Here is a 25,650-nt window from a genome sequence, read left to right as displayed (position 1 = left end):
CAAAAAGGCGACCCCAGGGTCGCCTTTTTGCGTTTGGGCTGTTCAGATTTTTGCCGCGACGACCATTTTTTTCGCGTGAGCCAGGGACTCCTTGGTGAGGTCGATGCCGCCCAGCATCCGTGCCACTTCTTCCACGCGCTCGTTCTTGTTCAGCTTGGACACGGCGGTGCGAGTGGCGTCCTCGTCACGCACCTTGTGCACAAATAAATGCTGGTGTCCTTGGGCTGCGACCTGGGGCAGGTGAGTCACTGTCAGCACCTGGCCGCGCTCCCCGAGTCGACGCAGCAACTGGCCGACAATTTCCGCCGTAGGGCCGCCAATACCCACGTCCACTTCGTCGAATACCAGCGTCGGCACACGCGAGGTCTGTGCGGTGATGACCTGGATGGCCAGGCTGATGCGTGACAACTCGCCGCCGGAGGCGACTTTGGCCAGGGCCTTGAGCGGTTGGCCAGGGTTGGCGCTGACCAGCAACTCCACCTGCTCCAGCCCGTTGGGTTGAAGCTCGTCCCCCGCGTTGGGGTGCAGCTCGATGGTGAAGCGCCCGCCGGGCATGCCCAGGCGCTGGATTTCCTGCTCAACGGCACTGGCCAGCCCGGTCGCGGCCTGCTGACGTAGCTCACTGAGCTCCCTGGCTTTTTCCTGATAATGACGGGCATAGGACGCCAGTTCGTCTCCCAGGCGCTCAATGGATTCGTCGTTAGCGTTCAGGGTTTCCAGCTCTTCAAGCAGGCGTTGCTGCAGTTCGGCGACATCGGTTGGCTGAACGCGGTGCTTGCGCGCCAGCGTATAGATAGTGTCCAGGCGTTCTTCCAGATATTGCAGGCGCGCCGGGTCGGCGTCGAAATGATCCAGAAACCGGTTCAGCTCCCCGACGGCCTCCTCGACCTGGATCTGTGCGCTCGTGAGCAGATTGGTCGCTTCGCTCAGGGCACCTACCGAATTGTTGACGCTGGACAGCCGGTTCAGGCTGGCGGTCAGCGCATTGAGCACGTTCCCCGAGTCGCTTTCACTGCATTGCTCGACCACTTGCCGGCAAATGCCCAGCAGCGTTTCGGCATTGGTGAGGTTCTTGTGTTCCTGTTCCAGTTCCGCCAGCTCGTTTTCACCCAGGGCCAGGTTCTCCAGCTCTTCGAGCTGATAACTCAGCAACTGGTGGCGGGCACGTTGTTCGTCGCCGGAGTTGGAGAGGCGATCCAGTTCCTGGCGGGTCTGGCGCCACCGCTGGGCGGCCAGTTGAACCTGGCGGGCCAGGTCGGTGGCGCCGGCGTATTCGTCGAGCAGGCGGCGATGGGTCTCGGTCTTGAGCAGGGACTGGTGTTCATGCTGGCTGTGAATGTCGATCAGCAGCTCGCCCAGGGCCTTGAGGTCGCCGAGGGGGCAGGGCGTACCGTTGATGTAACCCCGGGAGCGGCCTTCGGCGGTGATGACCCGGCGCAATATGCACAGGCCGTCGGTATCCAGGTCACGTTCCGCCAGCCAGGCGCTGGCCTCGGGGATGTCGATCAGGTCGAAGGTGGCCAGGATGTCGGCCTTGTCCGCACCGGGGCGTACCACGCCGCTGTCGGCGCGATCGCCCAGCGTCAGGCCCAGGGCGTCGAGCATGATCGATTTGCCGGCACCGGTTTCACCGGTGATCACGCTCATGCCCCGATCGAGCTCGAGGTCGAGGTGTTCGACGATGGCGTAGTTGTGTACGGACAGGTGCACCAGCATAAAGGCCGCTCCCAGGCTTAGGTCTGGTTATTTATACAGTGTTTTGTTTCGGCCTGACAATGCCTTCGCTTAGCTCGATTTGCTTGGGTGGAAGACTTTCTTAGCGCCGGGAGGAATGAATATGCAGGGGTTTTTTGTAAGGTTAATTCGTCGGACCGCCCTTGAAGCTGGAAAACACGGCCCCATATACCGGGGCAGAAGCGCGAGTTGAGCTCGCGGACGAAGTTGAAAGGAGAAATCTATGGCTGACGAACAGACGCAGGACACGCAAAATCTAGACGCCAATCAGGCTCCCCAGGATTCGGGTGACGACCTGGCGGCACGTGTACAAGTGCTCGAAGAGCAACTGGCCGGTGCGCAGGATCAGGCGCTGCGTGTAGCCGCCGACCTGCAGAATGTCCGCCGTCGCGCCGAGCAAGATGTTGAAAAAGCTCATAAATTCGCCCTGGAGCGGTTCGCAGGCGACCTGTTGCCGATCATCGACAGTCTGGAGCGCGGCCTGGAGCTGTCCAATCCGGACGACGAAAACATTCGTCCGATGCGTGAAGGTATCGAGCTGACCCTGAAGATGTTCCAGGACACGCTCAAGCGCTATCAGCTTGAAGCCATTGATCCGCATGGCGAGCCCTTCAATGCCGAGCACCATCAGGCCATGGCGATGCAGGAAAGTGCGGACGTCGAGCCCAACAGCGTATTGAAGGTTTTCCAGAAGGGCTACCTGCTCAACGGTCGCTTGCTGCGCCCGGCCATGGTTGTGGTCAGCAAGACGCCGGCGCCGGTTTCGCCTTCTATTGATGAGCAGGCTTGAAATTTAGCGCAGCGGCCCCATTTAGAAGTCAAGCGTTTAAGTGCTACCGCAGTTAGCCACCACTGCTGCGGCAACAAAATCCAAGTTCCGGGAGAGTTAACATGGGCAAGATTATCGGTATCGACCTGGGGACCACCAACTCGTGCGTCTCCGTGCTGGAAAACGGCAAGGCCAAAGTAATTGAAAACGCTGAGGGCGCGCGTACTACGCCGTCGATCATCGCGTACGCCAACGATGGCGAAATTCTGGTTGGCCAGTCGGCCAAGCGTCAGGCAGTGACCAATCCGCATAACACCCTCTACGCGGTGAAGCGTCTGATCGGTCGCAAGTTCGACGAAGAAGTCGTTCAGAAAGACATCAAGATGGTGCCTTACAAAATCGCCAAGGCTGACAACGGCGACGCCTGGGTTGAAGTGAACGGCCAGAAAATGGCGCCGCCACAGATCTCGGCGGAAATCCTGAAGAAAATGAAGAAAACCGCCGAAGACTACCTCGGCGAAGCGGTGACCGAAGCGGTCATCACTGTTCCGGCCTACTTCAACGACAGCCAGCGTCAGGCGACCAAAGACGCCGGCCGCATCGCGGGCCTGGACGTCAAGCGCATCATCAACGAACCAACCGCGGCCGCTCTGGCTTACGGTATGGACAAGGCCAAGGGCGATCACACCGTGATCGTTTATGACCTGGGTGGCGGTACCTTCGACGTCTCCGTGATCGAGATCGCTGAAGTCGATGGTGAGCACCAGTTCGAAGTACTGGCCACCAACGGTGACACCTTCCTCGGTGGTGAGGACTTCGACATTCGTCTGATCGACTACCTCGTCGACGAATTCAAGAAAGAAAGCGGCATGAACCTCAAGGGTGACCCGCTGGCCATGCAGCGTCTGAAAGAAGCTGCCGAAAAAGCCAAGATCGAGCTGTCCTCGAGCCAGTCGACCGACGTGAACCTGCCGTACATCACTGCAGACGCCACGGGGCCGAAGCACCTGAACGTGAAAATCTCCCGCGCCAAGCTCGAAGCGCTGGTGGAAGACCTGGTTCAGCGCACCATCGAACCTTGCCGCATTGCAATGAAGGACGCCGGTATCGACGTTGGCTCGATCAACGACGTGATCCTGGTCGGCGGCCAGACCCGTATGCCGCTGGTTCAGAAGCTGGTAACCGATTTCTTCGGTAAAGAAGCGCGTAAAGACGTGAACCCGGACGAAGCCGTTGCCATGGGTGCCGCCATCCAGGGTGCTGTTCTGGCCGGTGACGTGAAAGACGTTCTGCTGCTCGACGTCAGCCCGCTGACCCTGGGTATCGAAACCATGGGTGGCGTGATGACTGCGCTGATCGAGAAAAACACTACGATTCCTACCAAGAAATCCCAAGTGTTCTCGACCGCCGATGACAACCAGAACGCCGTGACCATTCACGTGCTGCAGGGTGAGCGCAAGCAAGCCGCGCAGAACAAGTCCCTGGGCAAGTTCGACCTGGCCGAGATTCCGCCAGCTCCACGTGGCGTGCCACAAATCGAAGTGACCTTCGACATCGACGCCAACGGCATCCTGCACGTTGGTGCGAAAGACAAGGCCACCGGCAAGACCCAGTCGATCGTGATCAAGGCCAACTCCGGTCTGTCCGAGGAAGAAATTCAGCAGATGGTTCGCGATGCTGAAGTCAACGCCGAAGAAGACCGCAAGTTCGAGGAGCTGGCCAGTGCCCGCAACCAGGGTGATGCCCTGGTGCACTCGACTCGCAAGATGGTCGCTGATGCTGGCGATAAAGTGACCGCTGAAGAGAAAACCGCCATCGAGGCAGCTGTGGTTGCCCTTGAAGCGGCTGTCAAAGGTGACGACAAGGCGGCCATCGAGGCGAAGATCGAAGAACTGTCCAAGGTCTCCGCTCCAGTGGCTCAGAAGATGTACGCCGAGCAGGCTCAGCCGGCTGAAGGCGCAGCGCAGCAAGGCGAGTCGGCCGAAAAAGCCGATGATGTCGTTGATGCCGAGTTCGAAGAAGTGAAAGACCACAAGTAATCGCTTGTTGGTCGGCCGGTTGACTGCATTTGTGCGGTGACTGGTAGGATGTCGCCGCGCGGGAGCTTGCTCCCGCGTTGGCGTGTCTGGAGTCAGTGAATTTTTACAGCATGCGACAGCGTTCGGATGTTGGCGGTGTGATCGGGAATGCTCCTGCTTTCCGAGCGAGAGACGCCGCGTTTTGGCCGGTTCCCTGGCTGAAAGATGTGGGTTTGTACGAATCGTCGCTCAGCCACTTTTCGTACAAGGCCCAAGACCAGGATCGTTGAATTGACGTGAGTTGGGTCCGGGCCTGTATTGGGGCTCAACGAGTTTGGCAAGGTTCAGGAGAGGTTTGCCGGACGTCCTATAAGAGTGCAAAGACTAATGGCAAAGCGTGACTATTACGAAGTATTGGGTGTCGAGCGTGGTTCAAGCGACGCGGACCTGAAAAAGGCCTACCGTCGTCTGGCAATGAAGCACCACCCGGACCGTAATCCCGACGACAAAGCGTCGGAAGAGTTGTTCAAGGAAGCCAATGAGGCTTACGAAGTACTGTCCGATTCCAGCAAGCGTGCGGCTTACGACCAGTACGGTCATGCCGGTGTCGACCCGAGCATGGGCGGCGGCGGTGCCGGTTTTGGCGGGCAGAACTTCTCCGATATTTTTGGCGACGTGTTCAGCGACTTCTTCGGTGGCGGTCGCGGTGGTGCTCGTGGCGGCGCCCAGCGCGGCAGCGATTTGCGCTACACGCTGGAGTTGAACCTGGAAGAGGCGGTGCGCGGTACCACCGTCAACATCCGCGTTCCCACGCTGGTCAATTGCAAGCCGTGTGACGGTTCGGGCGCCAAGAAGGGCTCCTCGCCCGTCACCTGTCCGACTTGCGGCGGCATCGGTCAGGTGCGCATGCAACAGGGTTTCTTCTCTGTGCAGCAGACCTGTCCGCGTTGCCATGGCCAGGGCAAGATCATTTCCGATCCGTGCGATTCCTGCCACGGCGAAGGGCGCGTCGAAGAGTACAAGACGCTGTCGGTGAAAGTGCCGGCCGGTGTCGATACCGGTGACCGCATCCGTTTGTCTGGCGAAGGCGAGGCGGGTGCCCAGGGCGGTCCGACTGGCGACCTGTACGTGGTCATCAACGTGCGTGAGCACGCGATCTTCCAGCGCGACGGCAAGCATCTGTTCTGCGAAGTGCCGATCAGTTTCGTCGATGCGGCCTTGGGCGGTGAGCTTGAGATCCCGACCCTCGATGGTCGCGTGAAGCTGAAAATCCCCGAGGGCACGCAAACCGGCAAGCAGTTCCGGATTCGCGGCAAGGGTGTTGCGCCGGTGCGTGGCGGCGGTGCGGGTGACCTGATGTGCCGTGTTGCGGTGGAGACTCCGGTCAATCTGAGTCGGCGTCAGCGCGAATTGCTGGAAGAGTTCCGCAGCTCGCTGGCGGACGATAACAGCCACTCCCCGAAAACCACCGGTTGGTTCGAAGGCGTGAAGCGCTTCTTCGGCGATCTGTAAGGAGCTCGCATGCGACGTATAGCTGTGATGGGCGCTGCCGGGCGCATGGGCAAGGCGTTGGTCGAGGCGGTGCAGCAGCGCTCGCCGCTCTCGGGCCTGACAGCCGCTATCGTCCGTCCCGACAGCACGCTGGTCGGTGCTGATGCGGGCGAGCTGGCCTCCCTGGGGCGTATCGGGGTGCCGATGTCCGGTGGCCTGGAAAAGGTCTTGGATGAGTTCGATGTCCTGATCGATTTCACCCTGCCGCAAGTGATGCTGAAAAATCTGGCCATTTGCCGCAAGCATGGCAAGGCCATGGTCATTGGCACGACCGGGCTGGATGCTGCGCAAAAGCAGTTATTGGCCGAGGCTGGCAACGATATTCCGATCGTTTTTGCGGCGAACTTCAGCGTGGGTGTGAATCTGTCGTTGAAGCTGCTGGAGATGACGGCTCGGGTTCTGGGTGACGATGCGGATATCGAAATCATCGAGGCTCACCACCGGCACAAGATCGACGCGCCTTCGGGCACGGCCCTGCGCATGGGCGAAGTGATTGCCGATACCTTGGGTCGCGATCTGCAGAAGGTGGCCGTCTACGGACGCGAAGGGCATACCGGTGCCCGTGAGCGCGACACCATCGGTTTCGCCACGGTTCGTGGTGGGGATGTGGTGGGGGATCACACCGTGCTGTTCGCCACAGAGGGCGAGCGTCTGGAGATCACTCACAAGGCGTCAAGCCGCATGACCTTCGCCAAGGGTGCGGTGCGTGCCGCGTTGTGGCTGGATGGCCGCCCGGCTGGTCTGTACGACATGCAGGATGTTCTCGACCTGCGTTGATGTTCCGGTGTGCTGTCTGGCAAACCTTTTGCCAGACGCAGCGCCAGAAAGCGGGGTTCAGGTTATACTGAGCCCCGTTTTACACCGCCTCGCGACGACCTGTCGCATTCCCCTGCCTTTAAGGCTCATTAGCGGTGGACCAAAAAAGCCTTTTTCTGTAAGCTACAGCTTTAGTGTGTCCACTAAAAGCGCGCAGAATAATTCAGTGAACAAGCGGGGTGACGTGTCCATACGTCACTCCGCTTTTTTACAACCTGCGATCGCCCTTTCAGGCTTTATTTACGGGAGGTCTTCTTGACTAAGCCAGCCATACTCGCCCTTGCTGATGGCAGCATTTTTCGCGGCGAAGCCATTGGAGCCGACGGCCAGACCGTTGGTGAGGTGGTGTTTAACACCGCAATGACCGGCTATCAGGAAATTCTTACCGATCCTTCCTACGCCCAGCAAATCGTTACTTTGACTTACCCGCACATCGGCAACACCGGCACCACGCCGCAAGATGCCGAGTCCGATCGTGTCTGGTCCGCCGGCCTGGTCATCCGTGATCTGCCGCTGGTAGCGAGCAACTGGCGTAACACCATGTCCCTGTCCGACTACCTCAAAGCCAACAACGTTGTGGCAATCGCCGGTATCGACACCCGTCGCCTGACCCGCATCCTTCGCGAGAAGGGCGCGCAGAACGGCTGCATCATGGCTGGTGACAACATCACCGAAGAAGCCGCCATCGCCGCTGCCCAGGGCTTCCCTGGCCTTAAAGGCATGGATCTGGCGAAAGTCGTCAGCACCAAGAAACAGTACGAGTGGCGCTCCACAGTCTGGGACTTGAAGACCGACAGCCACGCGACGATCGAGGCTTCCGAGCTGCCGTACCACGTGGTTGCGTACGACTACGGCGTCAAGCTGAACATCCTGCGCATGCTCGTGGAGCGTGGTTGCCGCGTGACCGTGGTACCGGCGCAAACTCCGGCGGCAGATGTCCTGGCCCTCAATCCTGACGGCGTGTTCCTGTCCAACGGCCCGGGTGATCCCGAGCCTTGCGACTACGCGATCCAGGCGATCAAGGACGTGCTGGAAACCGAGATCCCGGTGTTCGGCATCTGCCTCGGTCATCAGTTGCTGGCCCTCGCTTCGGGCGCCAAGACCTTGAAAATGGGGCACGGCCACCACGGCGCCAACCACCCGGTCCAGGACCTGGATACTGGCGTGGTGATGATCACCAGTCAGAACCACGGCTTTGCGGTGGATGAGGCGACCCTGCCGGCAAACGTGCGGGCGATCCACAAGTCGCTGTTCGACGGCACGCTGCAAGGCATCGAGCGTACCGACAAGAGCGCATTCAGCTTCCAGGGCCACCCTGAAGCGAGCCCTGGCCCGAACGATGTAGCGCCGCTGTTCGATCGCTTCATCACCGAGATGGCCAAGCGACGCTGACCGCGTGAAGCCTGAGGGCGGCCCCGAAACCGGTGGTCCCCTTGGGCGCTGCAAAGATTGTTCGACGGCCTAGCCGACTGACCTGCGGATTTGAGTGACAAACCCATGCCAAAACGTACAGACATAAAAAGCATCCTGATTCTCGGCGCTGGCCCGATCGTGATCGGCCAGGCCTGCGAATTCGACTACTCCGGCGCCCAGGCCTGTAAAGCCCTGCGCGAAGAGGGCTATCGCGTCATCCTGGTGAACTCCAACCCGGCCACCATCATGACCGACCCGGCCATGGCCGACGCCACCTACATCGAGCCGATCAAGTGGCAGACCGTTGCCAAGATCATCGAGAAGGAGCGCCCGGACGCACTGCTGCCGACCATGGGTGGCCAGACTGCATTGAACTGCGCCCTGGACCTGGAACGTGAAGGCGTCCTGGAGAAGTTCGGTGTGGAAATGATCGGCGCCAACGCCGACACCATCGACAAGGCCGAAGACCGTTCGCGCTTCGACAAGGCGATGAAATCCATCGGCCTGGACTGCCCACGCTCGGGCATCGCCCACAGCATGGAAGAAGCCAACGCCGTCCTGGAGCGCCTCGGCTTCCCGTGCATCATCCGTCCGTCCTTCACCATGGGCGGCACCGGTGGCGGTATCGCTTACAACCGTGAAGAATTCGAAGAAATCTGTGCCCGCGGTCTGGATCTGTCGCCGACCAAAGAGCTGCTGATCGACGAATCCCTGATCGGCTGGAAAGAATATGAAATGGAAGTTGTCCGCGACAAGAAGGACAACTGCATCATCGTCTGCTCCATCGAAAACTTCGACCCGATGGGCGTGCACACCGGTGACTCCATCACCGTCGCACCCGCCCAGACGCTGACTGACAAGGAATACCAGATCCTGCGTAACGCCTCCCTGGCGGTACTGCGCGAGATCGGCGTGGAAACCGGCGGCTCCAACGTCCAGTTCGGCATCTGCCCGAACACCGGTCGCATGGTGGTCATCGAGATGAACCCGCGGGTATCCCGTTCCTCGGCCCTGGCCTCGAAAGCCACCGGCTTCCCGATCGCCAAGGTCGCGGCCAAACTGGCTGTGGGTTACACCCTGGACGAACTGTCGAACGACATCACCGGTGGCAAGACCCCGGCGTCTTTCGAGCCGTCCATCGACTACGTCGTCACCAAGCTGCCACGTTTCGCCTTCGAGAAATTCGCCAAGGCCGACGCCCGCCTGACCACTCAGATGAAGTCGGTCGGTGAAGTCATGGCCATCGGCCGGACCTTCCAGGAATCCCTGCAGAAGGCTCTTCGCGGTCTGGAAGTAGGTGTTTGCGGCCTCGATCCGAAGCTGGACCTGAGCCACCCGGACGCCATGAGCGAGCTCAAGCGTGAGCTGACCGTGCCGGGCGCCGAGCGGATCTGGTACGTGGCGGACGCCTTCCGTGCCGGCATGACCGTCGAGCAGATCTTCGGCATGAACATGATCGACCCTTGGTTCCTGGTGCAGATCGAAGATCTGATCAAGGAAGAAGAGAAGGTCAAGACCCTGGGCATGTCCAGCATTGACCACGACACGATGTTCCGCCTCAAGCGCAAGGGCTTCTCCGACATGCGCCTGGCAAAACTGCTGGGTGTGACCGAGAAGAGCCTGCGCAGTCATCGTCACAAGCTTGAAGTGTTCCCGGTCTACAAGCGCGTGGACACTTGCGCCGCCGAATTCGCCACCGACACTGCTTACCTGTACTCCACGTACGAGGAAGAGTGTGAAGCCGCGCCGTCGACGCGTGACAAGATCATGATCCTGGGTGGCGGTCCTAACCGGATCGGCCAAGGCATCGAGTTCGACTACTGCTGCGTGCACGCGGCACTGGCCCTGCGCGACGACGGGTACGAGACCATCATGGTCAACTGCAACCCGGAAACCGTGTCCACCGACTACGACACCTCCGATCGCCTGTATTTCGAACCAGTGACCCTGGAAGACGTGCTGGAAATCGTCCGTGTCGAGAAGCCAAAAGGCGTGATCGTCCAGTACGGTGGCCAGACCCCTCTGAAACTGGCGCGTGCCCTTGAAGCGGCCGGTGTGCCGATCATCGGGACCAGCCCGGATGCCATCGACCGTGCCGAAGACCGTGAGCGCTTCCAGCAGATGGTTGAGCGTCTGAACCTGCGTCAGCCGCCTAACGCTACCGTGCGCAGCGAAGACGAAGCGATTCGCGCCGCCGCCAAGATCGGTTACCCGCTGGTGGTGCGGCCGTCCTATGTACTGGGCGGTCGGGCGATGGAAATCGTTTACCAGGAAGACGAACTCAAGCGCTACCTGCGCGAAGCGGTTCAGGTGTCCAACGACAGCCCGGTGCTGCTGGACCACTTCCTCAACTGCGCCATCGAAATGGACGTGGATGCGGTCTGTGACGGCAAGGACGTGGTGATCGGCGCGATCATGCAGCACATCGAGCAGGCCGGTGTTCACTCCGGTGACTCCGCTTGTTCGCTGCCGCCTTATTCGTTGCCGGCCCACATCCAGGACGAAATGCGCGAGCAGGTCAAGAAAATGGCCCTGGAGCTGGGCGTGGTCGGCCTGATGAACGTGCAACTGGCCCTGCAGGGCGAGGACATCTACGTCATCGAAGTCAACCCGCGCGCGTCCCGTACCGTACCGTTCGTCTCCAAGTGCATCGGTGTGTCCCTGGCGATGATCGCTGCACGGGTCATGGCCGGTAAGACCCTGAAAGAGCTGAACTTCACCAAGGAAATCATTCCGAACTTCTACAGCGTCAAAGAAGCGGTGTTCCCGTTCGCCAAGTTCCCTGGCGTGGACCCGATCCTTGGCCCTGAAATGAAGTCCACCGGCGAAGTCATGGGCGTGGGCGATACCTTCGGCGAAGCTTTTGCCAAGGCCCAGATGGGCGCCAGCGAAGTTCTGCCAACTGGCGGCACGGCGTTCATCAGCGTGCGTGATGACGACAAGCCGCTGGTTGCAGGCGTGGCCCGTGATCTGATCAACTTGGGCTTCGAAGTGGTCGCCACTGCCGGTACCGCCAAGCTGATCGAGGCGGCTGGCTTGAAGGTGCGCCGCGTGAACAAGGTGACCGAGGGGCGTCCGCACGTGGTCGACATGATCAAGAATGACGAAGTCACGCTGATCATCAACACCACCGAAGGTCGCCAGTCGATCGCCGATTCGTATTCCATTCGTCGCAACGCGCTGCAGCACAAGATCTACTGCACCACGACCATTGCTGCGGGCGAAGCTATCTGCGAAGCGCTCAAGTTCGGTCCCGAGAAGACCGTGCGTCGCTTGCAGGATCTACATGCAGGATTGAAGGCATGAGCATAACCAAGTACCCGATGACGGTTCAGGGCGCGAAGGCCCTGGAAGAAGAACACGCTTTCCTGACCAAGGTCGAGCGTCCGCGCTTGAGCCAGGCGATTGGCGAAGCGCGTGAGCTGGGCGATCTCAAGGAAAACGCCGAATACCACGCTGCCCGCGAGGAGCAGGGTATGGTCGAGGCGCGAGTCCGTGATATCGAAGGTCGCATGCAGAATGCCGTGATCATCGATGTCACGACGATCCCGCACACTGGCAAGGTCATTTTCGGCACCACAGTGGAAATCGCCAACGTTGAGACTGATGAAAGCGTCACTTACCAGATCGTTGGTGAGGACGAGGCGGACATCAAGCTTGGCAAGATTTCCGTCGGCTCCCCCATTGCTCGTGCCTTGATTGCCAAGGAAGAGGGCGATGTAGTGGTTGTGAAGACGCCGGGTGGTGTCATCGAGTATGAGATTGTCGAAGTCCGTCACATCTGAGCGAAGGCGTCCGCTGCGAGCCGGCGCCATGATCTGGCAGCTCACCCAGATGTTGTGGGTGGGCGGCGTCTGGTTGTTGCACGTCGGTTTGCTGCCGGTGCTGGGTCGAATCGGCCTGGCACCGCTGCTCATCGATGAAATCGCAGCTATGCTGACGTCGCTTCTGGTGGGTTTTTCCTCGGCATGCGTAGTGTTTCAGGCTTTGGTGCTGGTTCAGGCCGAGGGCCTTGACAGTCTATGGCGCGACATTCGTGGGCAGTTGCTGCTCATGTCGTTGTATGCGTGCGGGATGTTTCTTGCTGTACGTCTCGGCTGGCCGGATGCGAGCCTGTGGCAGGTATTCAGCTACCTGGTGCTGGGTTTTTCCGGGTTGGTGCTGGTGTTGCAACCGGTACCCGGATGGAGCAGCAGGGTGCGCGAAGCACACCCTTGACCCTTTGGCATTACTTGAAGCGGTGAACGTTCGACAGTTGCTTGTTGACGCTGAAATTCTTGCGATAAATCAGTGCCATCTTGCCGATGACCTGCACCAGGTCTGCCTTGCCGGTCTTGCACAGTTCGGCAACGGCAGCCAGGCGGGCTTCGCGATCGAGAATATTGAGCTTGATCTTGATAAGCTCATGATCGCCCAAGGCGCGTTCCAGCTCAGCTAGAACACCTTCAGTCAAACCGTTGTCAGCCACAGTCAAAACCGGTTTCAGATGGTGGCCAATGGATTTGTATTGTTTCTTCTGCTCTTGAGTGAGCGGCATAATCTGACCCCTGCGTCTGATCTTGTAAAAAGCGGCGGCCAGTTTACCCGAGCGAGTCCGGGACCGCCCAGTTAATCACGACCCGTTTTATCTTTTAGAGGTGGCCCGTGGCCCGTTCCAAGACTAGCCAGAACTGGCTCAGAGAGCATTTCAACGATCCGTACGTCAAAATGGCGCAAAAAGACGGCTATCGTTCTCGTGCCAGCTATAAATTGCTCGAAATCCAGGAAAAGGATCGTCTGATCCGCCCTGGCATGACCGTGATCGACCTTGGCGCCGCGCCGGGGGGGTGGTCTCAGGTGACCAGTCGTCTGATCGGCGGTCAGGGGCGATTGATTGCTTCCGACATCCTGGAAATGGACAGCATCCCCGACGTGACCTTCATCCAGGGCGATTTCACCGAAGACGCCGTGCTGGCGCAGATTCTCGAGGCTGTCGGAAATACGCAGGTTGACCTTGTGATTTCCGATATGGCCCCCAATATGAGTGGATTGGCGGCTGTCGACATGCCTCGAGCAATGTTCCTCAGCGAGCTGGCCCTGGATCTTGCCGGGCGGGTGTTGCGCCCAGGTGGTGATTTTTTGATCAAGGTCTTCCAGGGTGAAGGTTTTGATGAGTACCACAAGGGGATGCGCAAGCTGTTCGACAAAGTGCAGATGCGCAAGCCATTGTCGTCGCGCGATCGCTCTCGTGAGCAGTATCTGCTGGCGCGAGGCTTCCGGGGAATTGAAGGCGCAGCCAGTGATGAGCGTCTTTGATAAAGGCCGATAGTTTTTTTTGTCTCGCCTTGCAAGAGCCGTGTTACGAAAATTACGCGGTCAGAGTTTCACAAAGGGTTACAGACGGCGCCTGCCAGAGTCGTAGGTAATGTAGTAAGTTAGGCCGGTGAATATCATGCGAAGCGCGCGCCAGTAGCGGAGCTTGCTTCAGAGGGTAGTTAATTGAACGATATGGCAAAGAATCTGATCCTGTGGTTGATCATCGCCGCTGTCCTTGTGACCGTGATGAACAACTTCTCCAGCCCTAACGAGCCGCAGACCCTCAACTATTCCGACTTCATCCAGCAAGTCAAGGATGGCAAGGTCGAGCGCGTTGCCGTCGATGGTTATGTGATTACCGGCAAGCGCACCGATGGTGACAGCTTCAAGACCATTCGTCCGGCGATTCAGGACAACGGCCTGATCGGCGACCTGGTGGACAATCATGTCGTGGTCGAAGGCAAGCAGCCTGAGCAGCAGAGCATCTGGACCCAGCTTCTGGTGGCCAGCTTCCCGATCCTGGTGATCATCGCGGTGTTCATGTTCTTCATGCGCCAGATGCAGGGCGGTGCCGGTGGCAAGGGCGGGCCGATGAGTTTCGGCAAAAGCAAGGCCCGACTGCTCTCTGAAGACCAGGTGAAGACCACCCTGGCCGACGTCGCCGGGTGCGATGAGGCCAAGGAAGAGGTCGGCGAGCTGGTTGAATTCCTGCGTGATCCGGGCAAGTTCCAGCGCCTGGGCGGCCGTATCCCACGCGGCGTGCTGATGGTTGGTCCTCCGGGTACCGGTAAAACCTTGCTGGCCAAAGCGATTGCCGGCGAAGCCAAAGTGCCGTTCTTCACGATTTCCGGTTCCGACTTCGTGGAAATGTTCGTCGGTGTGGGCGCCAGTCGTGTGCGTGACATGTTCGAACAGGCCAAGAAACACGCGCCTTGCATCATCTTCATCGACGAAATCGACGCTGTCGGTCGCCATCGTGGCGCCGGCATGGGTGGTGGTCACGACGAGCGCGAGCAGACCCTCAACCAGTTGCTGGTCGAGATGGACGGTTTCGAAATGAATGACGGCATCATCGTGATTGCCGCCACCAACCGTCCGGACGTGCTCGATCCTGCGCTGTTGCGTCCAGGCCGTTTCGACCGCCAGGTCGTGGTGGGGCTGCCGGACATTCGTGGTCGCGAACAGATCCTCAAGGTTCATATGCGCAAGGTGCCGATGGGTGACGACGTCGCTCCGGCAGTGATCGCTCGTGGTACACCGGGTTTTTCCGGTGCCGACCTTGCGAACCTGGTCAACGAGGCGTCGCTGTTCGCTGCTCGTACCGGCAAGCGTGTCGTTGAGATGAAAGAGTTCGAACTGGCCAAAGACAAGATCATGATGGGCGCGGAGCGCAAATCCATGGTCATGTCCGAGAAAGAAAAGCAAAACACGGCGTATCACGAGGCGGGTCACGCGATCGTTGGTCGTGTGGTGCCCGAGCATGACCCGGTCTACAAGGTCTCGATCATCCCGCGCGGTCGTGCCTTGGGTGTGACCATGTTCCTGCCGGAAGAAGATCGTTACAGCCTGTCCAAGCGTGCGCTGATCAGCCAGATCTGTTCGCTCTACGGCGGCCGTATTGCCGAAGAAATGACACTGGGCTTTGACGGTGTAACCACCGGCGCGTCCAACGACATCATGCGTGCCAGTCAGATTGCTCGGAACATGGTCACCAAGTGGGGTCTGTCCGAAAAACTGGGTCCACTGATGTACGCCGAAGAAGAGGGTGAAGTGTTCCTCGGTCGTGGTGGCGGTGGCCAGCACGCAAGCTTCTCTGGCGAGACGGCAAAGCTGATCGACTCTGAAGTGCGCAGCATCATCGACCAGTGCTATGGCACCGCCAAGCAGATCCTCACGGATAACCGTGACAAGCTCGACGCCATGGCTGATGCCCTGATGAAGTATGAAACCATTGATGCCGAGCAGATCGACGACATCATGGCAGGTCGCGAGCCTCGCGAGCCTCGTGACTGGTCGGGCGGCGGCACCGGTACGTCCGGTACGCCTCCGGCGGTACAGGGCGAGCGTCCGGAGACACCGATCGGCGGTCCGGCTGCTGACGTTTAAGGCTTGAAATGACTTCTGTTCAGTCCTCAACCCGGTTGCCTTGCGGCAACCGGGTTCTTGATTTGTCCCATGTCCATGTCATGGGCATTCTCAATGTCACTCCCGATTCCTTTTCCGATGGCGGTCGATTCAGTCAGCTTGATGCTGCGTTGCGGCATGCCGAGGCTATGGTCGCCGCCGGCGCGACGCTGATCGATGTCGGCGGTGAGTCGACCCGGCCAGGCGCGCGGGCAGTCTCGCCCACCGAAGAGCTGGAGCGGGTGGCGCCGATTGTCGAGCGCATCCACCGTGAGCTTGATGTCATAATCTCGGTGGATACATCCACGCCTGCGGTCATGCGTGAGTCTGCGCGGCTTGGAGCGGGGTTGATCAACGACGTTCGCGCCTTGCGGCGCGATGGTGCCCTGGATGCCGCAGCGGCTACGGGGTTGCCGGTGTGTCTGATGCATATGCTGGGTGAGCCCGGAACCATGCAGAACGACCCGCACTATCATGATGTGACCAGGGAAGTCGGAGAGTTTCTCGTGGAGCGCCTGGATCAATGTGCCGCCGCAGGTATTGCTGCGCAGCGGATCATTCTTGATCCCGGGTTCGGCTTTGCCAAGACGCTGGCTCACAACCTGAGCTTGTTCAAACATATGGAAGCCTTGCATGCCTTGGGGCGGCCCCTGTTGGTCGGGGTTTCGCGAAAGAGCATGATAGGCAATGCCCTGGGTCGTCCCGTGGGGGAGCGCCTGTACGGTGGTCTTGCGCTGGCGGCCCTGGCTATTACTAAAGGCGCACGCATATTGCGGGTGCATGATGTGGCCGAAACGATGGATGTTGTGCGGATGATCGCAGCAGTGGATTCAGCCGAATAAGAATGACGGAGCACTTATGAGCAAGAAATACTTTGGCACCGACGGTATTCGTGGTCGGGTCGGCGAATACCCCATTACCCCTGATTTCATGCTCAAGCTCGGCTGGGCTGCCGGTATGGCATTCCGCAAGATGGGCGCCTGCAAAGTGCTGGTTGGCAAGGACACGCGAATTTCCGGCTACATGTTCGAATCGGCGCTCGAGGCTGGCCTGACTTCGGCGGGCGCCGATGTGATGCTGCTCGGCCCGATGCCGACGCCGGCCATTGCCTACCTGACGCGTACGTTTCAGGCCCAGGCAGGCATCGTGATCAGTGCTTCGCACAACCCGCATGATGACAACGGCATCAAGTTCTTCTCCGGCCAGGGTACCAAGCTGCCGGATGATATCGAGCTGATGATCGAAGAGCTGCTGGACGCGCCGATGACTGTGGTTGAGTCGAGCAAGATCGGTAAAGTGTCGCGGATCAACGATGCGTCAGGTCGTTATATCGAGTTTTGCAAAGGCAGCGTGCCCACCGGTACGAGCTTTTCGGGTCTGAAAATCGTCGTCGATTGTGCTCATGGTGCGACCTATAAAGTCGCGCCAAGCGTATTTCGCGAATTGGGAGCAGAGGTTGTCGTGCTCTCCGCCCAGCCTAACGGGCTGAACATCAACCACAACTGCGGCTCCACTCATACCGAGGCGCTGCAAGCGGCCGTGCTGGCCGAGCAGGCTGATCTCGGGATTGCCTTTGATGGTGACGGTGACCGGGTTCTGATGGTCGATCACACCGGCACTGTCGTCGATGGTGATGAGCTGCTGTTCATCATTGCTCGCGATCTGCACGGGCGCGGCAAGCTGCGGGGCGGCGTGGTCGGGACGTTGATGAGCAATCTCGGGCTCGAGTTGGCCCTGGTGGACCTGGATATTCCCTTCGTGCGGGCCAACGTCGGTGATCGCTATGTGATCTCGGAGCTGCTGGAGCGCAATTGGGTGATCGGTGGCGAGAACTCCGGGCATATTGTTTGTTTTGACCACACCACCACTGGCGATGCGATTATTGCTGCCTTGCAAGTGCTGATGGCACTCAAGGCGCGCAATGAAGGGCTTGCGCAGTCGCGTCAGGCGTTGCGCAAATGCCCGCAGGTGCTGATTAATGTGCGTTTCGGCGGTGGTGCGAACCCTCTGGAGCATGCGACGGTCAAGCAAGCCAGCGAGCGCGTAACGCAGGCTATGGCCGGGCGTGGGCGCGTGCTATTGCGCAAGTCTGGTACCGAGCCGTTGGTGCGGGTCATGGTCGAAGGCGAGGATGAAGCACAGGTCCGCGGTTATGCTGAAGAGCTGGCGAAGCTTGTTAGTGAAGTTTCTGCCTGAATTCGGCTTGCCAGTCATCAATCGGTTGGGTAACATCTGCGCCCACTTTGACCGACGAGGTACAGCATGCGTCGCCCTATGGTAGCTGGTAACTGGAAGATGCACGGTACCCGCGCCAGCGTCGCTGAGCTGATCAAAGGCCTTCGTCATCTGGCCTTGTCAAGCGGTGTTGATGTCGCGGTATTCCCGCCTTGCCTGTATATCAATCAAGTGGTTGATGGTTTGAAAGGCAAGTCGATTGCGGTTGGTGCGCAGAATTCCGCGGTGGAATCCATGCAGGGCGCGTTGACCGGTGAAATTGCGCCGAGTCAGCTGGTGGATGCAGGTTGTTCCCTGGTTTTGGTCGGGCATTCCGAGCGCCGCATGATCATGGGCGAGCAGGACAAGACCTTGATCCGCAAGTTTGCTGCGGCCCAGGCCTGCGGTCTGATTCCGGTGTTGTGCATAGGTGAAACCCTTGTGCAGCGTGAAGCCGGTAAGACCCTTGAAGTTGTCGAGCGTCAGCTGGGCAGCATCATCGAGGAGCTGGGTGTCGGTGCTTTTGCAAAGGCGGTCATTGCTTACGAGCCGGTCTGGGCCATTGGCACCGGGCTGACTGCTTCGCCGCAACAGGCGCAGGATGTGCACGCCGCCATCCGCGCGCAGTTGGCGGCAGAGAATTCTGAAGTGGCACGAGGTGTGCGGCTTCTATACGGCGGCAGCGTGAAGGCGGCCAATGCGGTCGAACTGTTCGGCATGCCGGATATCGATGGGGGGCTCATTGGTGGAGCGTCCCTGAATGCAGATGAGTTCGGTGCGATCTGTCGCGCCGCGGGAAACTGAAAAAATGCTGGAAACAGTCGTAGTCGTTTTTCATCTGCTGGGTGCATTGGGTGTAGTTGCCCTGGTATTGCTGCAGCAGGGTAAAGGTGCGGATGCTGGTGCGTCTTTCGGTGCAGGTGCTTCAAATACTGTGTTCGGAAGCCAAGGTTCCTCTACCTTTCTTAGTAAGTTTACTGCTATACTTGCCGCCGGTTTCTTCATAACCAGCTTGGGGTTAGGTTACTTTGCTAAAGAGAAGGCTCAAGAGCTGACTCAAGTAGGTTTGCCAAATCCAGCAGTGTTGGAAGTACCAAAGCAACAACCGGCTTCTGATGATGTACCGGTGCTTCAAGAGCAACAGTCGGCCAATCCGGCGACTGACGTGCCTCCAGCTCAAGAGCAGAAGTAAGAAGGTTTCAAACGCTGTATTGCCGAGGTGGTGGAATTGGTAGACACGCAACCTTGAGGTGGTTGTGCCCATAGGGTGTAGGGGTTCGAGTCCCCTTCTCGGTACCAATTATCAGGAGAGCCCGCGATTGCGGGCTTTCTTGTAGGTGGAAGGGTTACATTGACCCTGTAAGGGATCGGTCGTATACTTCCGCCCCAGCTTTGTCGCGGGATGGAGCAGTCTGGTAGCTCGTCGGGCTCATAACCCGAAGGTCGTCGGTTCAAATCCGGCTCCCGCAACCAGTTTCAGGGGCCCCTTCCAAGGGGCTTTTTGTTAGCTGGACACTTTATAACGCCGCTGTTCAACGGCGTTTCAGGGATGGGCTATTCGCCCATTTTTTTTTATTTGCACAGCATGCACAAACATGCACGAGGGGGTTCAGGTGTCGAGCAAGCTAGAACAGTTGCAGGCCTTGTTGGCCCCGGTGGTCGTGGCCCTTGGCTATGAATGCTGGGGTATTGAGTTTTCGGCTCAAGGTCGCCACTCACTGTTGCGCGTTTATATCGATAAGGAAGGCGGCGTATTGGTGGATGACTGCGCCATCGTCAGCCGTCAGATCAGCGGTGTATTGGATGTCGAAGATCCAATCACTTCCGAATACACCCTTGAAGTTTCCTCGCCTGGCATGGAACGCCCTCTGTTCACCCTTGAACAGTTCGCTTCGTTTGCCGGTGAACAAGTGAAGATCAAGCTGCGCTCGCCCTTCGAGGGTCGACGCAACTTTCAAGGCCTTCTGCGCGGTGTAGAAGAGCAGGATGTCGTGGTGCAGGTAGAAGACCATGAGTTCCTGTTGCCGATCGATATGATCGACAAGGCCAACATTATTCCCAGTTTTGACTGATACGTGCCAGATACTGCGGATCCCGCGGATCCAATGGCTTGCGAAAGGCGAGGCGTACGATGAGCAAAGAAGTACTGCTGGTTGTTGAGTCGGTATCCAATGAAAAGGGCGTACCGGCTAACGTTATTTTTGAAGCGCTGGAGCTGGCTCTGGCCACTGCTACCAAGAAGCGGTTTGAAGACGAAGTTGATTTGCGTGTGGAAATCAATCGCCACACCGGTGCCTATGAGACTTTCCGTCGCTGGACGGTCGTCGAAGAAGCCGACCTGGACGATCCGGCTATCGAAACCTGGCCAAGCAAGGTTGCAGAAACGCATCCTGGCGCCAAGGTAGGTGATGTAGTCGAAGAAAAGATCGAATCCATCGAGTTCGGTCGTATTGCTGCGCAGACCGCCAAGCAGGTCATTGTGCAGAAAGTTCGCGAAGCCGAGCGTGCGCAAGTCGTCGATGCTTATCGCGAGCGCCTGGGTGAAATCATCTCCGGCACCGTGAAGAAAGTCACCCGCGACAACGTGATTGTCGACCTGGGCAACAACGCTGAAGCGTTGCTGGCTCGTGAAGACATCATTTCTCGCGAAACTTTCCGGGTTGGCGTGCGACTGCGTGCGCTGCTCAAGGAAATCCGCACCGAGAACCGGGGCCCGCAGCTGATCCTGTCGCGTACCGCGCCGGAAATGCTGATCGAGTTGTTCCGCATCGAAGTGCCGGAAATTGCTGAAGGCCTGATCGAAGTAATGGCCGCCTCCCGTGATCCGGGTTCGCGTGCCAAGATCGCGGTCCGCTCCAAGGACAAGCGCATCGACCCGCAAGGTGCCTGCATTGGCATGCGTGGTTCGCGTGTCCAGGCCGTATCCGGCGAGTTGGGCGGCGAGCGTGTGGATATCGTCCTGTGGGACGACAACCCGGCTCAGTTCGTGATCAACGCCATGTCGCCTGCTGAAGTGGCGGCAATTATCGTCGACGAAGATGCCCATGCAATGGACATCGCCGTTGGCGCAGACAATCTCGCTCAGGCCATCGGTCGCGGTGGTCAGAACGTGCGTCTGGCTAGCCAATTGACTGGCTGGACACTGAACGTGATGACCGAATCGGACATCCAGGCTAAGCAGCAAGCTGAAACCGGCGATATCCTGCGCAACTTCATCGAAGAGCTTGAAGTCGATGAAGAACTGGCGCAGGTGCTGGTGGATGAAGGCTTTACCAGCCTGGAAGAGATTGCCTACGTACCGGTGGAGGAAATGCTCAACATCGACGGCTTTGACGAGGACATCGTCAACGAGCTTCGCGCTCGGGCCAAGGATCGTTTGTTGACCAAAGCCATCGCTACTGAGGAAAAGCTGGCAGACGCCCATCCGGCCGAAGACCTGCTCTCGCTTGAGGGCATGGACAAGGATTTGGCGATGGAACTGGCGGTGCGCGGCGTAATTACCCGCGAAGACCTGGCCGAGCAGTCTATTGACGATCTGCTCGACATCGACGGCATTGACGATGATCGTGCCGGCAAGTTGATCATGGCCGCCCGAGCCCACTGGTTCGAGTAATTAGGCGCGGCCTGAGGAGAGAAGTGCATGACGCAAGTCACGGTGAAACAACTGGCCGATGAGGTCAAAACACCGGTAGAGCGCCTGTTGCAGCAGATGCGTGAGGCAGGTCTGCCGCACACCGCCGCCGAGGAACATGTGACCGACAGTGAGAAGCAGTCCCTGCTGACTCACTTGAAGAGCAGTCACAAGGCGAAAGTGGAAGAACCGCGCAAGATCACTCTGCAGCGTAAAACCACCAGCACCCTGCGTGTTGCCGGTAGCAAAAGCATCAGCGTTGAAGTACGCAAGAAGAAAGTCTTCGTACAGCGCAGCCCGGAAGAAATCGAAGCCGAGCGCAAACGCGAACTGGAAGAACGTCGCGCAGTAGAAAATGCTGCACGTCAGAAGGCTGAAGAAGAAGCCAAGCGTCGCGCCGAAGAAGAAGCGCGTCGCCAGCCTGCTGCTGCGCAATCCGCTCCGGCCGAAGCCGTTGCGGCTCCAGCTCCGGCAGCCGAGCCTGTGCGTGAAAGCGCGCCGGTCCCGGCACCCGCTCCAGCACCTGCGGCCGATACCCGCAAGCGCGACGAACAGCGTCGTCCGGACAAACCACGTGCCGACGACAACCGTCGGGGCAGTGGCGATGGCGAGCGCAAAAACGCTCCTCATCGTGCTTCGGTCAAGGAAAAGGCGCCAGCGCCACGCGTTGCGCCACGTACCACCGACGAAGAAAGCGATGGCTTCCGTCGTGGCGGTCGCGGCAAGGCCAAGCTGAAGAAACGCAACGCCCACGGTTTCCAGAGCCCTACCGGCCCTGTCGTGCGTGAAGTGAAAATCGGCGAGACCATCACTGTGGGCGATCTGGCCCAGCAGATGTCGGTCAAGGCTGCTGAAATCATCAAGTTCATGTTCAAGCTGGGTACGCCGGCCACCATCAACCAGGTACTGGATCAGGAAACTGCCCAACTGGTTGCTGAAGAGCTGGGCCACAAAGTGACCCTGGTCAGCGACACTGCCCTGGAAGATTCCCTGGCCGAGTCCCTGAAGTTTGAAGGCGAGGCGGTTTCCCGTGCTCCGGTCGTGACCGTAATGGGCCACGTTGACCACGGTAAAACCTCCCTGCTCGACTATATCCGTCGTGCGAAGGTTGCGGCAGGCGAGGCGGGTGGTATCACCCAGCACATCGGCGCCTACCACGTTGAAACCGACCGCGGCATGGTGACGTTCCTCGACACCCCGGGTCACGCTGCGTTTACCGCAATGCGTGCCCGTGGTGCCAAAGCGACCGACATCGTGATCCTGGTGGTCGCAGCGGACGACGGCGTGATGCCACAAACCATCGAAGCCGTTCAGCATGCCAAGGCAGCTGGCGTCCCTCTGGTGGTTGCGGTGAACAAAATCGACAAGCCGGGCGCCGATCTCGATCGCATCCGTAGCGAACTGTCGGTTCACGGCGTGACTTCCGAAGAGTGGGGTGGCGACACTCCATTCGTACCGGTCTCTGCGAAGATGGGTACCGGCGTTGACGAACTGCTCGAAGCCGTTCTGTTGCAAGCCGAGGTTCTGGAACTGACTGCTACACCTTCGGCTCCTGGCCGTGGCGTGGTCGTCGAATCGCGTCTCGACAAGGGCCGTGGCCCGGTTGCGACCGTTCTGGTTCAAGACGGTACCCTGCGCCAGGGCGACATGGTGCTGGTCGGTTCGAACTATGGCCGCGTGCGCGCCATGCTCGACGAGAACGGCAAGCCCATCAAGGAAGCAGGTCCTGCTATCCCGGTCGAGATCCTCGGCCTGGACGGCACTCCGGACGCTGGCGACGAGATGAGCGTTGTGGCTGACGAGAAGAAAGCCCGTGAAGTGGCTCTGTTCCGTCAAGGCAAGTTCCGCGAAGTCAAACTGGCTCGTGCTCACGCCGGCAAGCTGGAAAACATCTTCGAGAACATGGGCCAGGAAGAGAAGAAGACGCTCAACATCGTCCTCAAATCCGACGTCCGTGGTTCGCTGGAAGCGTTGAACGGCGCCTTGAATGGCCTGGGTAACGACGAAGTGCAAGTGCGTGTGGTCGGTGGCGGTGTCGGTGGTATTACCGAATCCGACGCCAACCTGGCACTGGCCTCCAACGCTGTACTGTTTGGCTTCAACGTGCGTGCCGATGCCGGCGCTCGCAAGATCGTCGAGCAGGAAGGTCTGGATATGCGTTACTACAACGTGATCTACGACATCATCGAAGACGTCAAGAAAGCCCTGACCGGTATGCTGGGCAGCGATGTTCGCGAGAACATCCTGGGTACCGCTGAAGTGCGTGACGTGTTCCGTTCGCCGAAGTTTGGCGCGATCGCCGGTTGCATGGTGATCGAAGGTGTCGTTCACCGTAACCGTCCAATCCGTGTACTGCGTGAAGACATCGTTATCTTCGAAGGCGAGCTGGAATCCCTGCGCCGCTTCAAGGATGACGCTTCGGAAGTCCGCGCTGGCATGGAATGCGGTATTGGCGTCAAGAGCTACAACGACGTCAAGGTCGGCGACAAGATCGAAGTCTTCGAGAAGGTCCAGGTTGCTCGCAGCCTCTGACTCGCGTACTTCAAGAGCCGCACCGGGCAGTCGCATGAACATGCGCTGCCTCTCAGGCGGACTCTAAACGCAACGCCCGGTCTGGCTTTTGTCAGGCCGGGCGTTTGCCGCTTTCAGACCTCACGGGTTTGACCGTGGGGCAGTAACAGGTAACAAGACATGGCAAAAGAATATAGCCGTACCCAACGAATCGGCGATCAGATGCAGCGCGAGCTGGCCCAACTGATCCGTCGCGAAGTCAAAGACCCGCGCGTCGGCCTGGTCACCATTACCGCAGTGGAAGTCAGCCGTGACGTCGGTCATGCAAAGATTTTCATCACCGTGATGGGGCAGGACAGCGCCGAAGAAATCGCCCAAAGCATCAAGGTGCTCAACTCGGCTGCCGGTTTCCTGCGGATGCAGTTGGCCCGGGAGATGAAGCTGCGCAGCGTTCCACAGTTGCACTTCCACTACGACGAAAGCGTCGTGCGAGGCGCGCACCTGTCGGCACTGATCGAGCGCGCCGTGGCTGAAGACAGTCAGCACCCGGTTGCGGCTGAACCCGAAGACACCAAGGAGTAAATGGTGGCTCAGGTCAAACGTATCCGCCGTAACGTCAGCGGCATCATCCTGCTCGACAAACCGCTGGGGTTCACCTCCAACGCGGCGTTGCAGAAGGTTCGCTGGCTGCTCAATGCCGAGAAAGCCGGGCACACCGGCAGTCTCGATCCGCTGGCTACCGGCGTGTTGCCACTGTGTTTTGGCGAGGCGACCAAGTTCTCTCAGTATCTGCTCGATTCCGACAAGGGTTACGAAACCCTGGCGCAACTGGGCAAGACCACCACCACGGCGGACGCCGAAGGTGAGGTGTTGCTGGAGCGGCCGGTGACCGTTGGTCAGGCTGATGTCGAGGCTGTGTTGCCGGGTTTTCGCGGACAAATCAGCCAGATACCGCCGATGTACTCTGCTCTCAAGCGTGATGGCCAGCCGTTATACAAGCTGGCCCGTGCAGGCGAAGTAGTGGAGCGTGAACCGCGTTCTGTTACTATTGCGCGCTTGGAATTGCTGGCCTTTGACGGTAATACTGCGCGGCTGGCAGTCGATTGCAGCAAAGGCACCTATATCCGCACCCTGGTGGAGGATATCGGTGAAAAGCTCGGCTGTGGTGCGTACGTGGCCGAACTGCGACGGACCCAGGCCGGACCTTTCACGCTGGCCCAGACGGTCACGCTGGAAGAGCTCGAAGCGGTACATGCCGAAGGCGGCAACGAAGCGGTCGACCGTTTCCTGATGCCATCGGACAGCGGCCTGCTGGACTGGCCACTGTTGCAGTTCTCCGAGCACAGCGCGTTCTACTGGCTCAACGGCCAACCGGTACGTGCTCCGGATGCACCGAAGTTCGGCATGGTACGGGTACAGGATCACAATGGCCGCTTCATCGGTATCGGTGAAGTGAGCGAAGACGGGCGCATTGCGCCGCGTCGACTGATTCGGTCGGAATGACCGGAACCAGCCTGTGTAACAGCAGGTTGGCGAGTGTGGCTGTTAACAGGCACGGTCACTACTCATTTATA

General features: G+C 59.1%; 21 protein-coding genes and 2 tRNA genes. 21 read left to right on the top strand and 2 right to left on the bottom strand.

Features of this window, described 5'->3' with window-relative positions; all coding sequences use genetic code 11:
* Positions 1–42: 42 nt before the first annotated feature.
* Positions 43–1,716 (bottom strand): DNA repair protein RecN, encoded by a 1,674-nt coding sequence (gene recN, locus AC3I65_RS22565; RefSeq protein ID WP_047229068.1) that lies wholly within the window; start codon positions 1,714–1,716, stop codon positions 43–45.
* Positions 1,717–1,957: 241 nt separating this feature from the next.
* Between recN and grpE the strand changes: the two genes are divergently transcribed.
* The 8 genes from grpE (at position 1,958) to AC3I65_RS22525 (ending at position 12,519) form a co-directional block, all read left to right on the top strand.
* On the top strand, positions 1,958–2,524 hold the full coding sequence (grpE, locus tag AC3I65_RS22560) for a nucleotide exchange factor GrpE (protein WP_076383527.1): 567 nt from the start codon (positions 1,958–1,960) through the stop codon (positions 2,522–2,524).
* Positions 2,525–2,625: 101 nt separating this feature from the next.
* A complete protein-coding gene (gene dnaK / locus AC3I65_RS22555; protein ID WP_047229066.1) occupies positions 2,626–4,542 on the top strand; it encodes a molecular chaperone DnaK in 1,917 nt (638 codons plus the stop codon).
* 366 nt (positions 4,543–4,908) lie between these two features.
* Positions 4,909–6,033: a molecular chaperone DnaJ gene (gene dnaJ / locus AC3I65_RS22550; RefSeq protein ID WP_047229065.1), complete on the top strand. Its 1,125-nt coding sequence runs from the start codon at positions 4,909–4,911 to the stop codon at positions 6,031–6,033.
* 9 nt (positions 6,034–6,042) lie between these two features.
* Complete coding sequence (gene dapB, locus AC3I65_RS22545) at positions 6,043–6,849, top strand: 4-hydroxy-tetrahydrodipicolinate reductase (protein WP_107321860.1); 807 nt, start codon at positions 6,043–6,045, stop codon at positions 6,847–6,849.
* A gap of 294 nt (positions 6,850–7,143) precedes the next feature.
* The gene (gene carA / locus AC3I65_RS22540; protein WP_047229063.1) at positions 7,144–8,280 is read left to right on the top strand and encodes a glutamine-hydrolyzing carbamoyl-phosphate synthase small subunit; all 1,137 of its coding nucleotides are present in this window, start codon (positions 7,144–7,146) and stop codon (positions 8,278–8,280) included.
* Positions 8,281–8,385: 105 nt separating this feature from the next.
* Positions 8,386–11,607 carry a carbamoyl-phosphate synthase large subunit gene (gene carB, locus AC3I65_RS22535; RefSeq protein WP_047229062.1) on the top strand — a complete coding sequence of 1,074 codons (3,222 nt, stop codon included), beginning with the start codon at positions 8,386–8,388 and terminating at the stop codon, positions 11,605–11,607.
* A gap of 2 nt (positions 11,608–11,609) precedes the next feature.
* Positions 11,610–12,086 (top strand): transcription elongation factor GreA, encoded by a 477-nt coding sequence (greA, locus tag AC3I65_RS22530; protein ID WP_027911987.1) that lies wholly within the window; start codon positions 11,610–11,612, stop codon positions 12,084–12,086.
* 28 nt (positions 12,087–12,114) lie between these two features.
* Positions 12,115–12,519, top strand: a complete 405-nt coding sequence (locus AC3I65_RS22525; protein WP_047229061.1) for a hypothetical protein — start codon at positions 12,115–12,117, stop codon at positions 12,517–12,519.
* Positions 12,520–12,529: 10 nt separating this feature from the next.
* Here AC3I65_RS22525 and AC3I65_RS22520 read toward each other — a convergent pair whose 3' ends face one another.
* On the bottom strand, positions 12,530–12,838 hold the full coding sequence (locus tag AC3I65_RS22520; RefSeq protein WP_003177852.1) for a YhbY family RNA-binding protein: 309 nt from the start codon (positions 12,836–12,838) through the stop codon (positions 12,530–12,532).
* Between the two features lie 107 nt (positions 12,839–12,945).
* Between AC3I65_RS22520 and rlmE the strand changes: the two genes are divergently transcribed.
* The 13 genes from rlmE (at position 12,946) to truB (ending at position 25,579) form a co-directional block, all read left to right on the top strand.
* Complete coding sequence (gene rlmE, locus AC3I65_RS22515; RefSeq protein WP_047229060.1) at positions 12,946–13,596, top strand: 23S rRNA (uridine(2552)-2'-O)-methyltransferase RlmE; 651 nt, start codon at positions 12,946–12,948, stop codon at positions 13,594–13,596.
* Positions 13,597–13,788: 192 nt separating this feature from the next.
* Positions 13,789–15,702: an ATP-dependent zinc metalloprotease FtsH gene (ftsH, locus tag AC3I65_RS22510; protein WP_047229059.1), complete on the top strand. Its 1,914-nt coding sequence runs from the start codon at positions 13,789–13,791 to the stop codon at positions 15,700–15,702.
* An 8-nt stretch (positions 15,703–15,710) separates the two neighbouring features.
* A complete protein-coding gene (gene folP / locus AC3I65_RS22505) occupies positions 15,711–16,562 on the top strand; it encodes a dihydropteroate synthase (RefSeq protein ID WP_488524183.1) in 852 nt (283 codons plus the stop codon).
* Between the two features lie 16 nt (positions 16,563–16,578).
* The gene (glmM, locus tag AC3I65_RS22500; protein ID WP_160893426.1) at positions 16,579–17,916 is read left to right on the top strand and encodes a phosphoglucosamine mutase; all 1,338 of its coding nucleotides are present in this window, start codon (positions 16,579–16,581) and stop codon (positions 17,914–17,916) included.
* A 66-nt stretch (positions 17,917–17,982) separates the two neighbouring features.
* The gene (gene tpiA, locus AC3I65_RS22495) at positions 17,983–18,738 is read left to right on the top strand and encodes a triose-phosphate isomerase (protein WP_047229056.1); all 756 of its coding nucleotides are present in this window, start codon (positions 17,983–17,985) and stop codon (positions 18,736–18,738) included.
* Positions 18,739–18,742: 4 nt separating this feature from the next.
* Complete coding sequence (secG, locus tag AC3I65_RS22490; protein WP_047229055.1) at positions 18,743–19,126, top strand: preprotein translocase subunit SecG; 384 nt, start codon at positions 18,743–18,745, stop codon at positions 19,124–19,126.
* 21 nt (positions 19,127–19,147) lie between these two features.
* Positions 19,148–19,233: transfer RNA gene (locus AC3I65_RS22485), tRNA-Leu, on the top strand.
* A gap of 97 nt (positions 19,234–19,330) precedes the next feature.
* Positions 19,331–19,407, top strand: a tRNA-Met gene (locus AC3I65_RS22480).
* A 140-nt stretch (positions 19,408–19,547) separates the two neighbouring features.
* Positions 19,548–20,006 (top strand): ribosome maturation factor RimP, encoded by a 459-nt coding sequence (gene rimP, locus AC3I65_RS22475; RefSeq protein ID WP_025211790.1) that lies wholly within the window; start codon positions 19,548–19,550, stop codon positions 20,004–20,006.
* 59 nt (positions 20,007–20,065) lie between these two features.
* Entirely contained in the window at positions 20,066–21,547 is a 1,482-nt protein-coding gene (gene nusA / locus AC3I65_RS22470) for a transcription termination factor NusA (protein WP_047229054.1), read from the top strand.
* Positions 21,548–21,574: 27 nt separating this feature from the next.
* Positions 21,575–24,097 (top strand): translation initiation factor IF-2, encoded by a 2,523-nt coding sequence (gene infB, locus AC3I65_RS22465; protein ID WP_047229053.1) that lies wholly within the window; start codon positions 21,575–21,577, stop codon positions 24,095–24,097.
* 159 nt (positions 24,098–24,256) lie between these two features.
* The gene (rbfA, locus tag AC3I65_RS22460; RefSeq protein ID WP_003177871.1) at positions 24,257–24,658 is read left to right on the top strand and encodes a 30S ribosome-binding factor RbfA; all 402 of its coding nucleotides are present in this window, start codon (positions 24,257–24,259) and stop codon (positions 24,656–24,658) included.
* 3 nt (positions 24,659–24,661) lie between these two features.
* Positions 24,662–25,579 carry a tRNA pseudouridine(55) synthase TruB gene (gene truB, locus AC3I65_RS22455; RefSeq protein ID WP_092394915.1) on the top strand — a complete coding sequence of 306 codons (918 nt, stop codon included), beginning with the start codon at positions 24,662–24,664 and terminating at the stop codon, positions 25,577–25,579.
* Positions 25,580–25,650: the final 71 nt, after the last annotated feature.

The organism is Pseudomonas sp. N-1-13 (assembly GCF_057787095.1).
This window is presented reverse-complemented; position numbering and strand designations above follow the sequence as displayed.